This window comes from Bacillus sp. SRB_8, assembly GCF_003264205.1.
Classification (GTDB): domain Bacteria; phylum Bacillota; class Bacilli; order Bacillales; family Bacillaceae_G; genus Bacillus_A; species Bacillus_A mycoides.
Window position 1 is genome coordinate 30,322 of record NZ_NADT01000006.1, and the last position, 22,212, is coordinate 52,533.

A 22,212-nucleotide genomic window follows, 5' to 3' on the forward strand; every position below is an offset into this window, starting at 1 on the left:
TATTTTGACCAAGACTATATTGTAAATGAGGTGACAACATGCCCATTACGAATCGATTTTCTACCACCACTAACGGCGCACTCGCTATTACAGGAAACACACTAGGTTTAAGTAAAATTAGCAATCTAAACCGTGCTGGTACAATCGGTGCAATTGGTGCATTCGTAACTACGAATACCGCTTTACAAGTACCTACTTTTCCTGCAGGTACAACGTTAAACTATACACAAAATAGTTCTACCGCTATTTTGAATATCCCTGCTGGTAGTACTATTCTTTACGCAGAACTCGTTTGGGGTGGAAACTATTTATCTCGGGATCAAAACATTACGAGTGTATTAGGAAACCCCGTTTCTTTTACAACACCTGTGTCAACATACTCAATTACCCCTTCGGCTGTTACAGCTTCAAATCAAACATTCGTTTCTGGATCTGTCACATTTGGATTTTACACACGATCAGCGGATGTAACGTCACTCGTTCAAGCTGCTGGATCTGGATCTTATACAACAGGTTCTGTTCCTGGACTTGTAGATCCTTTAGACGCTTCTAATGGAGCCATTAATTCTGCAGGATGGACGCTTATTGTCGCTTATCAAAACGGTTCCTTACCCGCAAGAAATTTAACAATTTACGTAGCTGGTAACCGCGTTTCTGTAGAAACCGGTAGTGCAGATGTATCTGTCTCAGGGTTTTTAACACCTGCCGGGGGACCTGTAAGCGGGAGATTATTTTTAAGTTCTACTGAAGGGGATGCTGATTTAACTGGGGATCAAGCTTTATTTGGACCAAATTTCAGTTCATTAAATGCATTATCTGGGCCAAATAATGCTGTTAATAATTTCTTCGGTTCTCAAATTAATAATGCTGCAGGGAACTTAGATACAACTGGTACATTTGGAACGCGAAACCAGAGTGCCTCTACAAGTACAAATATCTCCGCTGGAAGACAAGGATGGGACATTACTTCCATTGATATTTCTCCTTATTTAACAAATTCCCAAGTATCTGCCTCAATTCGTTTAACTACTAACGGGGATGCATATATGTTAAATACAGTCGGTTTACAAATCAATATAAACTCACCTAATATACAAGCAACTAAAAGCGTGAATAAAAGTGTCGCTACAATTGGAGATATTCTAACCTATACAGTTACTGTTCCTAACACCGGGCTTCTTCCTGCAAATAACGTTACTTTTACAGATGTTCTCCCTAACGGTACTTCCTTTATACCTGGAAGCGTAACGATAGATAACGTACCACAAACAAACGCAAATCCGGTCGCCGGTATATCTCTGGGGACAATTAATAATGGCTCTTCTCGTACAGTAGCTTTCCAAGCGACTGTCGTTTCTCTTCCAAGTCAAAATCCTATCTCTAACACTGCTAATATTACATTTCAATATACACCGATTGCCGGAGGAACGACTTTTAACGGTCTTGCAACAAGTAACTCTGCAGGAACACAAATTAACCTCGCAGATATTAATGGTACAAAATCAGTTAACAAACTTTTTACCGATATTGGTGAAACATTAACTTACAGTATTGCCTTAGCTAATATTGGAAATATCGCTGCAACGAACGTTATATATACAGATCCGATTCCTAGCGGGACTACTTTCATTCCAGGGAGTGTAACTGTTAACGGAGTTACTCAAGCTGGAGCAAATCCCGCTAATGGTATATCAATTGGATCTATTGCTGCAAATTCTACTACTACTATTTCCTTTCAAGTATTCGTTCCTTCTATCCCACAAACAAATCCAATATTAAATAGTGGTACAACAACATATCAATACATTCCTGTACCAAACCAGCCGGCAGTAAGCGGGACTGACACGACGAATATTGTCTCCACGCAAGTGAATAATGCTACTGTAACAATGACGAAAGCAGTAGATAAAAACTATGCAGATATTGGCGATACACTGACTTACACTGTTGCCTTTACAGGTACAGGTAATACGAATGCGAACAATGTTATTTTTACAGATGTCATTCCTACAGGAACAACTTTTGTCCTAAACAGTTTAACAATAGATGGCTCGACACAAGTTGGCGCTAATCCCGCTAATGGTGTGAACATAGGATCCATCCCAACTGGCACAACCAAAAGTGTTTCATTTCAAGTAGTAGTAAACACAATACCCGTGTCAAATGCCGTATCTAACGGATCAAGCGCTTCTTATCAGTACACCGTTAACCCTAGCCAATCACCCATTATGAAAAACATTTCTTCTAACGTCGTTACTACTCAAATTAACAATGCGAATTTAACATTAACAAAGTCTACAAATAAACAATTTGCCACAATTGGCGAAACGATAAGTTATACAATCCTTATTACAAACAGTGGAAATACGGCCGCCAATAACGTTCAACTAACAGATCCACTTCCAAATGGAACGATATTAACATTAGGTTCTGTAACGCTCAACGGAGTTTTGCAAAATGTAGATTCTCTCGTTGCTTTACCTATCGGCACAATTCCTGGCGGAGCTACTTTCACCTTATCCTTCCAAGTAACAGTCATCAATATTACTGCACAAAACCCTATCATTAATAACGCTTTCGCCTCTTATATTTACACTGTAAATCCAAGCCTGCCACCAACTTCAAAAACTGCAAATTCTAATTCTGTTACATCAACAATTAGACTAGCAAATCTTCATGCTAATAAATCTGTAAGTCAAACGTTTGCGGAAGTTGGAGATGTATTAACTTACACCTTTGCTCTTACAAACGATGGAAATGTTACAGCGAACAATGTATTACTATCCGATTCCATTGCGAATGGCACTTCCTTTGTACCTAACAGTGTTATAGTTAACGGTGTTACTCAGCCGGGCGCAACACCAGCTAGCATCAATATTGGTAGCATCAATGCTAATACTACAATTACAGCTTCATTCCAAATATTAATAACTAGTATTCCAAATCCTAATCCTATTTTGAATAGCGCTTCCATCTCCTATAACTTTATCGTTGATCCAAACGCTTCTCCTGTAAGTACAAACACAACTACAAACACTACATTTATCCAAGTTAATGATGCAAATGTAATTTCGGCAAAAACAGTGGATCGAGCGTTCGCTACTGTTGGAGATATATTAACTTATACCGTTATTTTAACTAATACAGGAAGCGTTTCTGCTGATAATCCTACTTTCATAGATATAAATCCAGATGGTACTACCTTTATTCCAAATACTTTTCTTATTAATGGCGTTTTGCAAAACAATGCAGATCCAAATATCGGTGTCCTGTTACCTTCTATTCCTGCTAGCGGATTAATTACCGTTTCTTATCAAGTAACTGTCACTGCTTTACCAGCCCAAAATCCAACAACTAATTCATCGAGCACACAGTATAGTTTCGTTCTAAATCCAGGTGATCCACCAATTATAGAAACATCTTTAAGTAATACTGTAAGTACACAAATTAATTTAGCAAATGTAGTTATTGTCAAAGAGGTAGATTTAACTATTGCCGATGTCGGGCAACCAATCACATATACAATTTCCTTAGCTAACCTTGGCAATACTACTGCAAACAATGTTGTTGTTACCGATATAATCCCTCCCGGCACCACTATCGTACCAAATAGTATTTTTATAGGTGGCGCTTTACAGCTAGGTGCAGACCCAAGTACCGGCCTTCAAGTCGGCTCCATTCCTGCAGGTGGTTTTACAACGATTGTTTTTCAAATAAGTGCAAATGGGCTACCTTCACCAAATCCAATTCAAAATAGCGCTTCACTTCAATATAGCTTTATCGCTGATCCAAATTTACCTGTTGTTGTGAAAAACGCTACTAGTAATATAGTAACTACACAAATTAATACTGCTAATATTGTTGCTACAAAACTAACGAGCACAAACTTCGCTGATGTTGGCGATGTCATAACGTATGCAACGATTTTAACGAATAATGGCAATATCCCTGCTTCTAATGTAACGTTTACAGATATCATTCCAGCGGGTACCCTGTTCATTCCTAATACTGTAACGATTAACAATGTCCCTATAGCAAATGCAAATCCTGCTAACGGTATTTTTATCGGTACGATAGGAGCGAATTCATCACGAACCGTTGCATTCCAGGTTCTTGTACCAACTATCCCTGCTGTAAATCCGATTACAAATCAATCAGGCACAACATTCCAATATACGTACGATCCATCCAAGCCAGCTGTAATGCAGATGGTGGCTTCTAACACGGTACAGACAACTATTAATAACGCCTCAATTGCCGCTACAAAATCTGCAGATAAACAGTTTGCTAACGTAAATGATATTATTACGTACACGACTACTTTAACAAATAGCGGGAATACACTTGCATCAAATATAGTATTTACAGATGCCATTCCAAGTGGGACTTCATTTATTCCAAATAGTGTAACAGTAAATGGTACTACACTCCCTAATATAAATCCAGCAAATGGCGTAGCAATTGATCCAATAAACCCCAATACAAATACAACAATCTCATTTCAAGTAATAGTAAATTCCATCCCTAGTCCAAATCCAATCCCGAACCAAAGTAATACAACGTACCAATATGTCGTAAATCCTAACTTACCTCTAGCATCCGCCAATGCGTTAAGTAACGTAATAACAACTCAAATTAATAACGCTACAATCATCGCTACGAAGTCAGTGAATACACCGACCGCTGCAATTGGAGACATCGTAACCTATACGATTGCAGTTACAAATACAGGTAATATCCCTGCTAGTGCTACAGTTTTAACAGATGGGCTTGGACCAGGTGCATCCTTCATACCAAATTCCGTTACGATAAATAATGTTTCCCAACCTGGATTAGATCCTTCATTAGGTATTCATTTAGATGATATTTCACCCGGAGGAACTACTTTTCTTACATTCCAAGTAAAAATTCTTGAGATTCCTCCTAGCGGTACTTTAACGAATAACGCCCTTGTAAATTATGAATATACAGTGAATCCAAACCAAACACCTGCTGTGGGAAGCACTGTAACAAACACGACTGCTACCCCAATTATTGACGCTACTTTAGTTTTAAATAAAAATGCGAGTACAACTTTCGCTACAATTGGAGATACGATTACATTCACTTCATCTGTTACAAACACAGGAAATACTACTGCAAACAACATTATTTTTACAGATACAATTCCAAACGGTACTGCCTTTGTCCCAAATACATTTAAAATAAATGGTGTAACCGTCCCGAATGCAAATCCACAAAACGGTATCAATATTGGTAACTTGAATGCAAATGCATCGATTACACTCAGTTTTCAAGTAAACATTACAACACTTCCAAACCCTAATCCAATTCCGAACAAATCATCGGTTCAATATAGTTTTATTGTAGATATTAATGAACCACCTGTTTCACGAACAGTTAAATCCAATAAAACTTTTACACAAGTAAATACTGCTTCCGTTATCGCAACAAAAACTGCGAGTAGTGCATTTGCTGCTGTTGGAGATACAATTACGTATACAACAACCCTTACCAATAGTGGAAATACAACTGCAAACACACCTGTTTTTATAGATATATTACCACCTGAACTTTCATTCGTGCCTGATAGCGTACAAATTAATACCATCCCACAACTTGGATTTAGGCCAGATAACGGGGTTCCTTTAGACCCAATTCCAGTTGGAGGAACGACAACCATTAGTTTCCAAGCCATTGTCGGTTCAATACCAGCTTCAAACCCTACGATGAACCAATCTAGTACAACATACTCTATCATTGTTGACCCTACCGAGCCGCCTGTTACAGAAACGGCTACTAGTAATCCGGTCTTAGTTCAAATAAATAAAGCAATCATTCAAGCAACGAAAAGTGTGGATCGTATCTTTTCTGACGTAGCACCTGGAAATTCATTTTTAACGTATACTGTTTTATTAGAAAATATAGGGAACACGACTGCTACTAATATCATTTTTACAGATCCGATTCCAAATAATACAGTATTTATAGAAGATAGCGTTCGAGTAGGTGGGGTTTTATTACCTGGAGTAAATCCAGCGAATGGGATACCAATTGGAGATATTATTGCAGGAGATTTTATAAACGTCACCTTCCGCGTGCAAGTAGTTAGTATTCCAAATCCAATTTTCACAATTGGGCCTGGGGGACCAAACTCACCGGTTGTAAACGGTGCTTCTATTAATTATCAATTTATGACAGGACCTAATTTACCACTCGTTTCACGAAGTACAACATCCAATTCTGTTTCGACACAAATAAATTCCGGGGAAATTGTAGCGGTTAAATCCGCGGATAAAAATTTCGCAACGATCGGCGATACAATTTCTTATACAATTACATTAAATAACCCTGGAAATGTCACTTCACAAAATATAATTTTCACAGATATTTTACCTGACGGAACGACATTTATTTCCGGGACTCTTACAAGCGATTCTGGTACACAGCAAATTGGAAATCCAGCTAGCGGGATACAGATTGAAAATATAAATCCAGGTGGAACGGCCATTATTACTCTCAACGTACTTGTTACAAACATTCCAAGTATAAATCCAATTTCTAATTTTAGTTCTGTACAATTTGCACATGTGGTCGATCCTAGCCAACCTGCCGTATCACAAACGAATGTATCTAATGCGGTTTCGACAACAATTAATAGCGCCATATTAAATACGACAAAAACTGTTGATAAATCTATTATTTCCGTCGGTGATACACTTACGTATACAACTACGATTACGAATACAGGAAATACACCTGCTACAAATATAACTTTTACAAGCGCCATTCCTCCTAGCACTACTTTCGTACCAGATTCGGTCACAGTAAATGGCATCCAACAGCTTGGTGCACAACCAGCACTTGGAGTAACTATACCAAATATCGCTCCTGGCGCGACAGTAACCGTTACTTTCCAAGTAAATGTTATTTCTGTTCCCCCTTCAAGCTCGATTATGGGTAACGATACAATTTTATATTCTTATACTGTTGATCCAAACGGAGCTCCTGCTACTACTTCTACTTCAACGAATATTGTTACAAACCCTGTATTAGATGCTATGATTACGATAATTAAATCAGTCGATCAAACACTTGTAACGCTAGGTGATACCATTACCTATACGACAATTTTAACGAATAGTGGTAATACAAACGCAACTAATATTACTTTCACTGACCTTATACCAGATGGTACAACGTTTATTACTGATAGCGTTACAATAGATGGCATCACGCAAATTGGTCTTAATCCTAATACAGGTATAACGATTGGAGCAATCGCTCCTAACAACTCAATATCAATAGCATTTCAAGTTACCGCTACTTCTACTCCTGTTCAAAATCCTATTGCCAATTCGGCTAGTGCTTCTTACACATTTATCGCTGACCCTAATGCCCCTATTGTTTCAAGGAATGTTACTTCAAACACAGTGTTCACTACAATTAACACAGCTACCATTCTTTCATTAAAACAAGTCGATAAATCTTTTAGTCGTATTGGAGACACACTCACCTATACTGTTACTTTAACAAACAATGGAAACTCATCCGCACAAAATGTTATTTTCTCAGATACAATGCCGAGCGGAACTACATTTATTGCAAACTCATTTTCTATTAACGGGGTTTCTCAAAGTGGTGCGGACCCATCGAACGGTGTAAATATCGGGCCTATAACAGCTGGGTCTACAGTAACTGTTTCATTCCAAGTAAACGTGGCGTCATTACCAACCGAAAACCCAATTGTAAATTTCTCATCAACATCGTATCAATTAGTCTCACCGCCTGATGCAGAAACTTCAATTAGTAATCTTGTTTCAACACAAATTAGAGAAGCTATATTATCTATGACGAAAAATGAAAGTCTATCCTTTGCAGATGTCGGGCAAACTGCTTTTTACACTACTTCTATTGCCAATGTAGGCAATACGGATGCAACTAATATTGTATTCACAGATGTATTACCAAGTGGACTCACATTTGTTCCTAGCACATTAACTGTCAATGGCATTTTACAACCTAATGCGGATCCAAATACAGGTGTATTACTTGCAGCACTTCCACCAAATGAAATATATAGTATCGTCTTTCAAGTTACAGTGAACAGCATTCCACCTATTAATCCAGCACCGAATACAGCATCAACGACATATGAGTTTACTGTTGATCCAGGTAATCCGCCGGTATCGAATACAGCTAGCTCCAACACTACACTTCTTCAAATAAACAACGCAAATATTATTAGCACAAAAACAGCAAATCTTACTTTTGCGGATGTTGGTAATACAATAACATTTACACTTAACCTTCCTAATACCGGAAATGTTGCTGCAACTGATGTAACGATTATCGATATACTTGATAGCAATTTAAGTTTCGTTCCAAACAGTTTCACAGTTAATGGGCAAACCATTCCAAACGCTGATTTATCTACTGGTGTAAATATCGGTTCAATTAATGGTGGAAACACATCAATCGTCACATTCCAAGCCATCGTTTCAACCCTCCCAATCAACAATCCTATTTCTAATTCGGCTCTTACCACTTACCGTTATATTGTTGATCCAGATCAGCCGTTCATTTCAACCTCTAATCAATCTAATACAACGACAACACAAGTTAATAGCGCTATCCTTACTGCACAAAAAAATTCAAATGTGGAAACAGTAGATATTGGGCAAGATATTGTCTACTCAGTTACGATTACAAATAGCGGAAATGTTAGTGCGACGAGTGTTATTTTTACCGACCTAATTCCAGACGGAACTTCATTTGAACCGAATAGTTTTACACTTAACGGAACTACCATCCCAAATGCAGACCTAATTACAGGCGTTCCAATTGGTGATATCGCGCCAAACCAGTCTGTCATCGTAACATTTCATATTAGTGCCGATGAAATTCCGCCTATAAATCCAATTACCAATCAAGCTAGCGTTAGCTTCCAGCATATCGTTAATCCGGCTAATCCACCTGTTTCAAAAAATATTACTTCTAATAGCGTTACAACAAAAATTGAGAGTGCTATTTTAAACACTATTAAAATAGGAGATAAAGCTTTTGCAACGATCGGTGATACGATTACGTATACAACCACTATTACGAATACAGGAAATATCTCTGCTAACAACGTTGTTTTCTCAGACCCTATACCGACATGGACACAATTTGTTGCAGGATCAGTCATTGTTGATGGCACTTCATTACCATCCGCTTCTATCATTGACGGTGTTGGCATAAATACAATAACTCCAAATCAAATCGTAACAATTATGTTCCAAGTCCAAATAATAAGCAATCCAACAACCTTCACACCTGAACTCCAAAACTTAGGATTTGTTAACTTCCAATATAACGTAGGCAATTCATTACAGACTCAGCCTGGCAATGTGGAGACGAACGTCTTCGTTACTTCTATTAATTCAGCAATACTTTCAGCTGTAAAAACTGCTAATACAGCCTTTGCGAATATCGGAGACACAATCACTTATACAGTTTTGATTCAAAACAGCGGCAATACAAACGCTACGAATGTAAATTTCTCAGATCTTATTCCAGCTGGAACGACCTTTGTTGAAAATAGCTTTTCTGTAAATGGAAGTATCATTCCAGGGGCAAATCCAAATAACGGAGTTAATATCGGAACCGTTAGTACGAACAGTTCCTTAACTGTTACTTTCCAAGTCATAGTTACATCTACTCCACCTTCGAATCCAATTACAAACGTTGCATCTATTCAATACGAATTTATAGTTAATCCGGCCTCTCCTCCTGTTACAGGCACGATAAATTCTAATAGCGCTTCAACACAAATTAATAACGCGACTGTTACAACTGTTTTAGAAGCAAATCGTACAATCGTATCTATCGGAGATATAATTACGTATACAGCAACATTAACGAATACTGGAAACTTCCCTGCAAATTCTGTATTACTCATTAACGGAGTTCCTGAAGGGGCATTATTTGTTCCAAATAGTGTCACGCTTAACGGGATTTCACTTCCAGATGCAAGTCCAACTCTCGGTATTCCAGTTGGTATTATCGCACCAGGTGATTCTGCTACTATTACGTTCCAATTTCTTGCAAGTTCTATTCCACCGCAAGGAGCGATTATAAATCAAGCAATTACAAGTTACACGTATATTGTCGATCCAAGTCAACCTCCAGTTACAGCAACATCCTCATCTAATACGGTTAATACAGCTGTCGTTGATGCATCGTTATCCGCAATTAAAAATACAGATTCTCTCGTACAAACTACTGACGGTACAATCACTTATACAGTAGTCGTTCAAAATAACGGCAATACAACTGCAAATACAGTTAATTTAACAGATTTGGTCCCAGAAGGAACTGCATTTATTCCGAATAGCGTGACCATTAATGGCGTTTCAGTTCCAGGTGCCGATCCAAACGTAGGAATACCATTAAACTCCGTTGCGCCGTCAGAAATTGTCACCGTCACATTCCAAGTTATCGTTCAATCCATTCCAAGCGTGAATCCAATTTCTAATATAGCCCGTATTGACTATACTTTTATCGCCGATCCAACCTCTCCTATCATCTCTCGAACAATTACGTCTAATCCAGCTTTCACACAAATTTCGGATGCGAATGTTCTTTCTTTAAAAGCAGTTAATGCACAACAAGCAACAACAGGTGATATTTTGACTTATACGATAACGCTAGAAAATACCGGAAATATTCCAGCTACTAATCTCATATTTTCAGATACTATTCCAGAAGGGACTACATTCGTAGAAAATAGTTTTACACTTAATGGAACAGCTATACTTGGTGCAAATCCAAATGTAGGGGTTGCTTTGCCTAACCTAGTAGCAAACGCTACTCACCTTATTTCGTTCCAAATTCTTATTAACGATTCATTCTCGCAAGAATCGATTACAAATCAATCCAATACAACATATTCAATTCAACCAGATCCAAGCCAGCCGCCTATTACTGAAACATCTACAAGTAATATCGTCATTACAAATTTCGTGCAAGCACAATTGACAATTACAAAAACATCCAATCCAATAACTGTAGATATTGGTGGAACTATACTTTATATTTCTGAAGTGAAAAATATCGGCAATGTTGACGCAATAAATATTATTTTTACAGATTCTATTCCAGCTGGGACTACATTCGTTTCCGATAGTGTCACAATTAACGGTGTCCTGCAGCCAGGTGTAAATCCAGAAAACGGAATACCACTTGGAACAATTCCAACAAACAGTTCCAAAACGATACTATTTCAAGTGCAAACAAACAATCCACCTACTGAAACCGAAATTGTAAATCAATCTTCTGCAAATTACCAATATGTAAGTATTCCTACAGCTCCACCGGTGAATCGCTCTGCAAATTCTAACATTGTTACAACATCACTTCAAAATGCAAATATTATTTCTGTTAAAAGCGCGGATGTAACTTTCGTATCAATTGGGCAAATTATTACCTACACAAATACACTACAAAATATAGGAACCATTCCAGCTAACAATACCGTGTTTATTGATAACATTCCAGAAGGTACTATATTCATTGAAGATAGCTTATCAATAAATAATGTGATTCAGCCTGGCGCGAATCCTGAAAACGGAGTAACTCTCAGCACGATACAACCAAATGAAACAGTCACTATTTCATTCCAAGTACAACTTACAAATATACCGTCCGGCAATACAGTCATTAATATTTCAGACACTTCGTACGAATACCAAATTGACCCTAGCTCTCCGATTATTCAGCGTAGATCGTTATCAAATGCAGTAAACACGGAAGTGCGGACGGCAAATGTTAGTGCAATTAAATCCGCCAATAGATCCATTACACGCATCGGTCAAATCATCACATATACAGTCGCCGTTACAAACGCTGGTACAGTACCTATTACAAATACTCTCCTAATTGACGCAATTGCTGCTGGCACCACATTCGTTCCAAATAGCATCCTTGTAGATGGCATACCAAGACCTAACGAAAATCCAATTACCGGTATCAATCTTGGTATTATCCTTCCAAATAATACGATTATTGTTACGTTCCAAGTAAATGTAGTCTCTATACCTTCTCAAAATAACATTAATAATATCGCCGTCATTCACTATGAGTATCAACCAGACCCAAGCTTACCACCAATTTCAGAAACGACCTCTTCCAATACTACAAATATACAATTTATTGATGCTATTCTTATCGCTACAAAATCCTCTAATAAAGTATTAGCTAACATTGATGACACCATTGAATATACAGTATTCATTCAAAATAATGGATCGACTACAACTAACTCCATCTTTTTTACAGATACTATCGAGGATGGAACTGTATTTATTCCTGGAAGTGTAATAGTTAACAATACTATAATTCCTGCAGCAGATCCGAATATCGGCTTTTCCATTCCTAATATCGCGTCAGGTCAATCGACAACAATAACATTCCAAGTTTCCGTTACGAATTTACCTGCTGTAAATCCAACACCTAATACTGCAAACATCGTCTACGACTTTATTTTCAATCCTGACTTTGCACCAATTCAAAAATCTACTACTTCCAATACTACTTTCGTTCAAATTAATGACGCTGATATCGTTTCACTGAAAACTGTTGATTTGACTTCTGTAACGATTGGTGACATTTTAACTTATACAACAACTTTAACGAATACAGGGAATACGGATGCTACTGCGGTTGTATTTACAGACAATATTCCTGATGGAACAACCTTTATAAACGGTAGCGTTTTAGTAAATAATATTCCTCAGCTTAACGCCAATCCAAGTGCCGGTATACTTGTAGGAACGATTGCTCCTAACATTTCTATCCCAGTCACGTTTTCCGTTACTGTGTTAGCTCTTCCAGCTAGCGGTCGTATTCAAAATCAATCCACTTCTCGTTATACAATTAATGGTGAAGAACAAATATCGACTAGTAATATTACCTTCACTGAAGTTATTTCTGCTAATGTAATTGCAACAAAAACAACGCCTATCCAATACGCTGACCTACAAACTATCATCCCTTACACAATTTCCATCACAAACAATGGGAATATACAAGTAGAAAACATTATCGTTACTGATATCATCCCAGCAAATACGAGCTTTATAGAGAATAGTGTTATTGTGAATGGCAACGCTCGGCCAAATGACAATCCACTTAGCGGTATACAAATTGATAACATTCCGCCTAATACGACAGCAACTATTCTATTCCAAGTCCGGGTTACTTCCATTCCGCAAACAAATCCAATCTCTAACACGAGTACAATTGAATATGAATACACGGTACCAGATAGGCCACCTATTACCGAAACTATTATTTCATCAGCTGCCGTAACAGAAATTCATCACGCGAATTTAAATAGCAATAAAACTGTTGACCTTGCATTTGCAACGGTCGGTGATACGTTAACGTATACGATTACACTAAATCAAACTGGTAATGTTTCAGCAGATGATGTAGTCATTCAAGATATTATTCCTCAAGGTACTACGTTTATAGAAAATAGTGTCATTGTAAACGGAGAAACTGTTCCGGGAGTTAATCCAGTAAGCGGCATACCAATTGGTACTATAATTGTAGGTGGAGATGCCATCGCTTCATTCCAAGTAACTGTAACTTCTATTCCAACACCAAATGAACTCAACAACAAAGCAATTACTACTTTTAACTATATAGTCAATCCAAATAACTTACCTGTTACAAATACGACTACAACAAATACTGTCACAACAACTGTCCAAAATGATAATGTCGTTGCCATAAAATCTGTTAATGCCACGAATGCATTACCTAGTCAAACTTTAACGTATACAATTACAATTACTAATAGCGGTAATGTAACGATTGAAGACCTTCTTGCCATAGACACCGTACCAGTAGATACAATTTTCATTACTGGCAGTGTTACGATTAACGGGATCAATCAGCCTAATGCGAATCCTGAAAATGGTATTCCATTAGGAAACCTTGCTCCTAATGAATCTGTTGTCATTACGTTCCAAGTAACAATATCTTCTTCGACTCTTCAAACTGCTATCAATAACGACGCTTCTGTTTCCTATACTGTTACCATTGATCCGAATGAACCACCTATTACAATTACAAAGCAAACAAATGTCGTCACAACAACAATAGTGGATCCAATGGTTGGTATTGCAAAAATCGCTAACAAATCTATTACTATTACAGGAGATATCATTACATTCACACTAGACGTATTTAATCATTCTCCGATTCCGACTATAAGTACTTCCATTTTAGATACGATTCCAGCGGGTACAACATTTATTGAAAATAGTGTAACAATTAATGGAATACTATTTCCAAATATTCGACCAGACACTGGTATTAACATTGGTTCCTTATCGGCAGATGGAGTAGTAACTATAACATTTAAAGTTCTCGTAACTTCTATCCCTTCAAACAGTACAATTATCAATTCCGCAACAGTTACAGCTGCTTTCCAATTGACACCACAGGATCCGATTATTACTTTCATCGTTAATTCGAACATTGTTCGCATACCAGTTCAATTTATAACTGCAACTGTGCTTAAAAACGCTTCCGTTAGCTCAGCTTATTTAAACCAATATTTTGATTATACGGTGCATATTACGAATACTTCGGAATTTTCAATTACAAATATTTCATTACAAGACACCATTCCAGCAGGTTTACAATTTATGAACGGTACGGTCTTCATTAATGGGGAACGCTCTCCACTAGCGAATCCGAATATCGGTTTCCTAGTCGCTACTAATTTGGAACCGAACGAAACAATTATCGTGTTATTCACAGTACAAGTGATAAGTCCACCTATTAATAATGAATTTAAAAACACGGCAAACGTTTCTTTACAACTTCAAATCTCTCCTACCGATCCACCAATCACAGTAACCATTACAAGTAACGAAAACATCGTCACCTTTATTCCAGAAAATCCAGATGAAACACTTCCAAATTTAAATTGTTTCTTTGACGGTGAACGTTTCATACGCATTACTCCTCGAAATATACGAAATTACTTTTGGACTTGGATTTGGTGGCAGTAATTCAGTACAACAAAAAAGATTGTATTTTGGTTGATTTGGACCAAATTACAATCTTTTTTTCATTCCACAGACTACACATTTCTCTTTTAAATTGAATTTATCCCGCTATTTGCGGGTAGTAAGGCTCCCACCTCAAAATTCGGCGAATGCGAGGAAGTTAGGTGGAGTCGGGCTGCCCGTAAAAGCCCCATTATGCGGGCTAATAATCAGTGGGTGATGGACAAAACCCCACTGATGAAAGTTTCACTTTATCACGTCGCCTAGTACTCGTCCAAAATTATAGAAAGACAGGATCATCTCACGTTATTTTAGTCGTAATAAGCTGACCAACTTCATTAATAGTAACTTTCCATTTCGCTCCACTAGCAGTCTTCATAATTACACCTTGACTCGCTTCCAGCTCAATATCTCCAAACATTCTTCCGCCAGTTGTCGCTAACCAAGCATTTCCATTTTCCATAGAAGACCTTGCAAAAATACGATTAATTCGAAAACGCTTATGGTCTTGAGAGTAACCACTCAATGTAATTCTTACTTTATATAACTGATTAGCTTTCATATTCGATATAACTGTATCTCCAACATTTAATGGAACATCTGCCGCGATAATCCAACTCCCAGTTGTACTTAATGCATATTCAATTTTAATTTTCTTTGGGCTCTCTCCCCATCCAAAGTACATCCCAATACAATTCAACATTTTGATCGGATTTTTCGTAAAGTCCAATTCAATAACAACTGGATTACTATCTGGAACATCAATATAATTCACACTTTGTTCATCTATTAAATTAAAACAATTAGCGATATTTCCTCCGTAAGGTAATTTCCCACTTACTTGCTTAACACTATACTTCAGCTGAGCATTTACTAAAATATCATCTTGATTTCCTATTAAATGTGGTTTATTCAGCGTCAAAGGTAACTGAATCCGAAGTGATTCTTCATAAGTAGACTTACAAACATTGTATTGTCCGTTATCTACAATAGTTGTTGAAAGTAAATTTGAAAAAAGGTAGTTACGATGGGAATTGGAAGAAAATTCAATTACTATTTGTTCACTACTCATCCTGTACGTATCCCAAATCATACAGTTGAATGTATTATAAGCACCTGAACAACGAATTGCTTTTTTCGTTTGTTGTCTACATTGCACTTGAATATCATGAAACGTATTTCCTGAACTTTCATTTGGTAAATCACTATTCCCATCTACTTCTATTCCATACTGACATCCATCAATAAATATAGATTGAAATACATTTGCGTTAATCCAGCAAGGTGTATTTATATTGTCTACATATTCCGTTTTTAAATATATTGCAGTTTGAAAGTTTTTAACTTGAACATAGTTAACTTGAAAGAAACTAATATAATCCCACGCTTTTTGACAATAAAAATGTATAGCTTTTCCTTTATATGATGGTGTGGTATTTATTATATTTATATTTGATATGACAGATTGATTAGGCACTTCTATTTGTTGTGAACCGGAAACATAAATAACAGATGACTGAAATACTTGATTAATAACTTGAATAGTACCGCCAGTTATAGAAGCATTACTTTGTAACTCAAACGCATTAAAATCTCCATCAATTTGCAGCGTTACGGTAGGATCTAACTCTAATCTTACGTTGGATTTAATAACAATCGGCTTCAATATTTTATACGTATTAACCCCTGTAATTCTTACCGTCGAAATTCGGTTCGCTACACAATAATTAATCGCTTGTTGAATCGCTAACGAACTATCACTTCCTGAATTCGGAACTGCACCAAAGCAATCAATATGAACACTATTTTCTGGCGCACACTCCTCTTGTGAAGAAATATATTCTGACAAAATAAATTCACTCCTCATATTGCCTTTTTCATATAATATGTGAGTTCTCTCTTAAAAGTTTGTATCATAAAAAAAACAAACGACCTCCACGGTCATTTGTTTAATTCATATATATCCTTCGTTTCTTCTACCATTTTAGTTAACGAGAAATTTCTTTCCGCTTTTTCTCGCGCTTTCACTCTAATATCATTCACCTTTTCTTCATTTCCTTGTAATTCCTCCAGCACGTCTGCGAATTCATATTCGCAATATTCAGATATCAAAACACCTGATTCTCCATCTATTACCGCTTCATTTATTCCGCCGACATCTATTGAAACCATTGGTGTTCCTGTAGCCATTGCTTCAATTACTACCATTGGAAACACTTCACGAAAAGATAATAAAAGTAATACATCCATATTTCCTATAAACTTATGTGGCTCTGAAATATTTCCTAACATCTTTACACTTTGTTGCAAGTCATATTTTTCTATTTCTTTCATAATAGATTCTTTCTCTGGTCCATCACCAGCAATATAAAACATAAAATCATTTCTCTTTTTTAACACATTTGCAATTTTAACAAATAGTTGATGATTTTTCTCCTTGGATAATCTAGCTAATATACCTACTTTATAAGTAGATTCTTTCTTTTTCTGCTGGAATAAAAATTTTTCAATATCCACACCGTTGTAAATTGTCTTTACTTTCTCTTCAGCTACATGAATTGAAATTAAGTTATTCTTTTCAAATTCACTTACTGTAATAATATTGTTCACATATTTATTCATGACATAACGAAAAAGAATTGGCATTTTCTTTTCTAGTATCGTTACATTATGTTTCGTATACACGATTTTTATCTTTCTTTTAATAAACTTTTGAAGTAGAAAAGCATATAATACCATTCGCAAACTATTTGCATGAATAAGTTCTATCTTTCGTTTATAAATCTCTTTTCGTAAGTAATGAATATTTCTCAAATGATTCCATCGACTAAGTAACATGAAATTTTCTTTTCTAGTAAGAGATTGATATAATTCTCCCTCACCTGCAGCTGTATAAACCGTAATGTTTTCATATTGCAAATTGTTTTCCAATTTACAAAAGTAACTCTCGGCTCCCCCAGTTATCAATTTATCTGTCATCAACAATATATTCATACTTGCGTCTTCCCAACTACATTGATTTTATTTTTTCTGTAAGCATGATAAGCATACTTACTAAAATAAAAAAAGATTTGCAATGAATTAAGTGGTTTTTGTGCTCTTAACAGCTTCCAATATCGGAAGGCCGCCCTTATTTTATTTCTTGAAACAGAATTTGTAACAATTCTATATTTTGCCAATACCTGCTGTATCCCTTTCGCTTCATATCCTTTATATAACAATTGTAGCCATAACGCTGTATCTTCAGGCTGCACACTGGGCATTTCAATACAAGGAATCTTCTCACGATCAAGCATCACTGTTAAACACCCAATAATTGTGTTTCCCACTAAATAATGATAATCAACAAATTCCGGTACGTTCACCTCTCTATTCAGATCATTATTATTTTCATCTATTAAACTATAGGACGTATACGAAAACGCAACATGTGTTTCTTCCATAAATAACAATTGCGTCTCCAATTTATTTGGTAGCCAAATATCATCACTATCTAAAAAAGCAATATACCTTCCTCTCGCTTCTTTAATCGCTATATTCCGAGCTTTAGCAGCCCCCATATTTTCTTCTAATGATAATAACCGAATTCGTGAATCCCCTTCTATCATCTCTTTAATTTTTACAGCTGAGTGGTCCGTTGAAGCATCATCAACGATAAGCATTTCCCAATTTTTATAAGATTGACTCTGCACAGATCTGATTGTCTCACCAATAAAACGTAAACTATTATAAGAAGGTGTTATTATAGAAATACAAGGCACCTCGTTATGTACTGATAGACACTTTACCATCTATCATTCCCCTTCCTTCATATGTTGAAATGTACTTCACAACAACTGCTAAAAATAGAAAGAAAGCTTCGTTAATAATAAGTGATAATGACATCATCTGAAATAAAAATGCAATCATAGTCAATAAAAGATATGGCTTTTCACAAAACAAGTTATACTTAGTCAACTTCACCATTAAAATACATAAAAAAGCGCTATATAAAAGAAAACCAATTGTACCCGATTCAGATAAAATTTCTAAAAATGTATTGTGCACATATAGTTTTTCATTGAACTGATACTCATAATAATTCGAAAAATTAAAAGCACCGATACCGATATATGGATTAGATAAAAAATATTTGAAAGCAGCTTCCCATAGTGTAAATCTGCCACTCCCATTATCGCGTGAAAAATCAGAAATTCGACCGTTCAATATATCATCTAGTTGTCCACCCATTACTACATTCGCTAAACTAAAAATAACAACACTAAACAATACTAAGCCCATTATTATTTTTACTTTTTTGGCAAAACTGGACATGCATACATATACAAAAATGACGAGCACAATTGCTAAAATACCACCTCTTGAAAAAGTTAATAAACTCGTTGTAACACATAGAATCAATCCTATTACGTTGGTGATATTATATAAATTTGTCATATAATACATAAAAAATATTGTATTATAAAAAATAAAGATGTTGGGATCATCTAATAATCCAATTAATCTCGGATATCCTCTATCTACTAATAATCCAGCATAAATCTCTCTCTCTTCTCCGCCATATAATCCAAAATGTTGTAATCCAACTATATAGAGTATGAGACTTACAATATTAAATACTAATCCTACATAGACAATGGCTGACTCGAGCACTACTATTTCGGTGTTCCCCAGTAAATTCCTCATAATAAAATAACATCCTAAAACAAGTAATACGCCGAAAATCATACGAATACTAGCACTTAAATATATAGAAAGAATGCCACTTAAACAATAGATGAAATAAAACAGTAAAAATACAACTTCATGAAAATATAGCTTTCGAATATAAAAATCTTTAATTGTTAAACAAAAATAAATGACTAGAAAAATCATATATATCTTCAAAGAAAACCCTATATATATGTTGTATTTACTTAACATAACAAACAAGATTAGAAGAAAAGTCCATTTCATTGAAATTTGCATATTATTTTCCATAGGCTATATCTCCTGCTTCGTAATATAATCCTTTTCTCGTATTTTTCTTATAAATGAAAGAATAAGTTTTTTTAACTCATAATCATATAGGAATATACCAACTACTACGATAAACGTATTAAGAACAAGTGCAATCAAATTATATGTCTTTAATACATATTGCACTCCAATAAAAGTTACACCAAAATAAATTGTATACGGTATTACAATTTGGAATACAATTTTTTTCCTCACTGTACTTACTGCTGTATATCCAATCAAAGCCACTATTTCAAATAAAACCATAGCGTAAGCCGCTCCTCTAACTCCACCAATGCTACTGAAGCTATATAGCATAATTCCTCCAATTACTAAAGCAACACACTGTACGGCAGTTCTCTTATTTTGAAATCCACTCGTTGTTAAACCATCGGCAATAGCAACATTTAAACTTTGTAATACAATGAGAAAAGATAGTATTTGGAGCGGCTCTACTGCATTACTCCATTCCGCATGAAAAAATATAGAAATAAAATAGGGTGCTAAATTATATAAACCTATCGTCATACATATTCCCACGACCGCCATTGATTTTATTTGAATCATATTTAATTTCGTATGCTCTTCTAAATTATTCTGGTTATAGTGTTTAAAGAGCACTGGGAAAAATGCCCCTGCAATTACCCCTGGCACTTGATATAAAGCCGCTGGCATCCGATAAGCTACCGCGAAAACACCCACCATACTTAATGGTAATGTATAATTGAGTAAGATGGGTGCTAATTGTGGCGTACTCATTATTAAAAACCCACTAACAATAAAAGGACCTAATTTCCAAAACAATCCTTTATGAATTGCTACTTTCATATTAATGTTCGTCTTTTTTCTCATAACGTATATGCTAAATAAACCGCCAATCATATAACCAAAACCATATAAGCGAGCTGTTATATACACTGGTAATTCTCCGAAAATGCAAAAGCATGTAATTATAATGACAACTGTTGCGGATACAACTTTAATTAGTGCTATATATTTCATACGTTCCATAAGCTGAAAGTAGGCAATCCCTATATTTTGACATGTAAGGCCTATTAACATCAGGAACATTACGTTTAACATCATATAAATTAAATTCTTATCCTCGTACACATAATGAATAGCTATATAACCAATTACAGAAATAAAAATAAGAAGAAGTATCCTTATCTTTATGTATGAAGATACAATCGTCCCTAAATCTACTCCATCCTTTGCCCCTTCTCGAAGAAATGTATTACTAAGCCCTAAATCTGTAAAAAATAACATTACAAACGTAAATGCTATCGCAACACTAAACATCCCGTAATTTTGTGCATTAAAAAAGTTGGCTAAAGCAATTAAGCTAATGGCTTGAAGAAGATTAGCTAAAATCGTACTATAAAATAGATGTACAATATTGTTTAGAATGGATCTACCCATACCAGTTCTCCTTTGCATGTAACCTACTTATATTTGTTGTGTATTAATTTAATATTTACATAAAATTATATTTACTATATTTTTTATCTTGCGCCATTCCCATTCAATACAATAAAAACTGTCTTACATAAAATACGAATATCCATTCTAATCGTCTTCACTTCAATATATTCCATATCCAATTCCAACTTTTCTTTCGGATCAAGATTATATCCTCCATTTATTTGTGCCCACCCTGTTAACCCTGGTTTTACTAATAAACGGTGCCTGAATTCTGGAATATTAACTTCGAATTTTTCATAAAAATACTCTCTCTCTGGCCTAGGACCAACAAAAGACATATCACCTTTTAAAATATTTATAAGTTGTGGTAATTCATCCATTCTCGTTTTTCTTATAAACAATCCAACCTTTGTAATTCTCGGATCATTTTCATTTGCCCATTGTGGTCCGTTCTTTTCAGCATCGCTAACCATCGATCTTAATTTAAATAAATAAAATCTCTTTCCATTGATTCCTAAACGCTCTTGAAAATAGATTGGAGCCCCTGATGTTTCTAAAGCAATCAAAATACAAAAAAACAACATAATTGGTATCGTAAAAAGTAACAATATGAGTGAAAATATAATATCAAACAAGCGTTTTACACTTCGATTCAAAACCTTATCCTTTTCTTGAGCCGGAATAGCATACAACTTAGCTTGATTTGTTTCACGAATCATGG

7 protein-coding genes are annotated in these 22,212 nt (G+C 35.7%); 1 reads left to right on the top strand and 6 read right to left on the bottom strand.

The genetic code is table 11. The annotated features are described in order from the left end of the window. Positions 1-38: 38 nt before the first annotated feature. A complete protein-coding gene (locus B5P40_RS05295; RefSeq protein WP_113708951.1) occupies positions 39-15,071 on the top strand; it encodes a DUF11 domain-containing protein in 15,033 nt (5,010 codons plus the stop codon). A 298-nt stretch (positions 15,072-15,369) separates the two neighbouring features. On the opposite strand, the gene B5P40_RS05300 is transcribed toward B5P40_RS05295, so the two are convergent. The 6 genes from B5P40_RS05300 to B5P40_RS05325 form a co-directional block, all read right to left on the bottom strand. Further along, positions 15,370-16,917, bottom strand: a complete 1,548-nt coding sequence (locus tag B5P40_RS05300) for a glycoside hydrolase family protein (protein ID WP_113708952.1) — start codon at positions 16,915-16,917, stop codon at positions 15,370-15,372. 92 nt (positions 16,918-17,009) lie between these two features. After that, the gene (locus tag B5P40_RS05305) at positions 17,010-18,062 is read right to left on the bottom strand and encodes a glycosyltransferase family 4 protein (protein ID WP_078175661.1); all 1,053 of its coding nucleotides are present in this window, start codon (positions 18,060-18,062) and stop codon (positions 17,010-17,012) included. Next, entirely contained in the window at positions 18,059-18,859 is an 801-nt protein-coding gene (locus tag B5P40_RS05310; protein ID WP_002141068.1) for a glycosyltransferase family 2 protein, read from the bottom strand. Before B5P40_RS05310 ends, B5P40_RS05305 begins: the two co-directional genes overlap by 4 nt. Continuing rightward, a complete protein-coding gene (locus B5P40_RS05315) occupies positions 18,834-20,048 on the bottom strand; it encodes an O-antigen ligase family protein (RefSeq protein WP_002141067.1) in 1,215 nt (404 codons plus the stop codon). Before B5P40_RS05315 ends, B5P40_RS05310 begins: the two co-directional genes overlap by 26 nt. A 3-nt stretch (positions 20,049-20,051) precedes the next feature. Then, on the bottom strand, positions 20,052-21,488 hold the full coding sequence (locus tag B5P40_RS05320) for an oligosaccharide flippase family protein (RefSeq protein ID WP_002141066.1): 1,437 nt from the start codon (positions 21,486-21,488) through the stop codon (positions 20,052-20,054). An 83-nt stretch (positions 21,489-21,571) separates the two neighbouring features. Continuing rightward, a complete protein-coding gene (locus B5P40_RS05325; protein WP_002030867.1) occupies positions 21,572-22,210 on the bottom strand; it encodes a sugar transferase in 639 nt (212 codons plus the stop codon). Positions 22,211-22,212 lie beyond the last annotated feature (2 nt).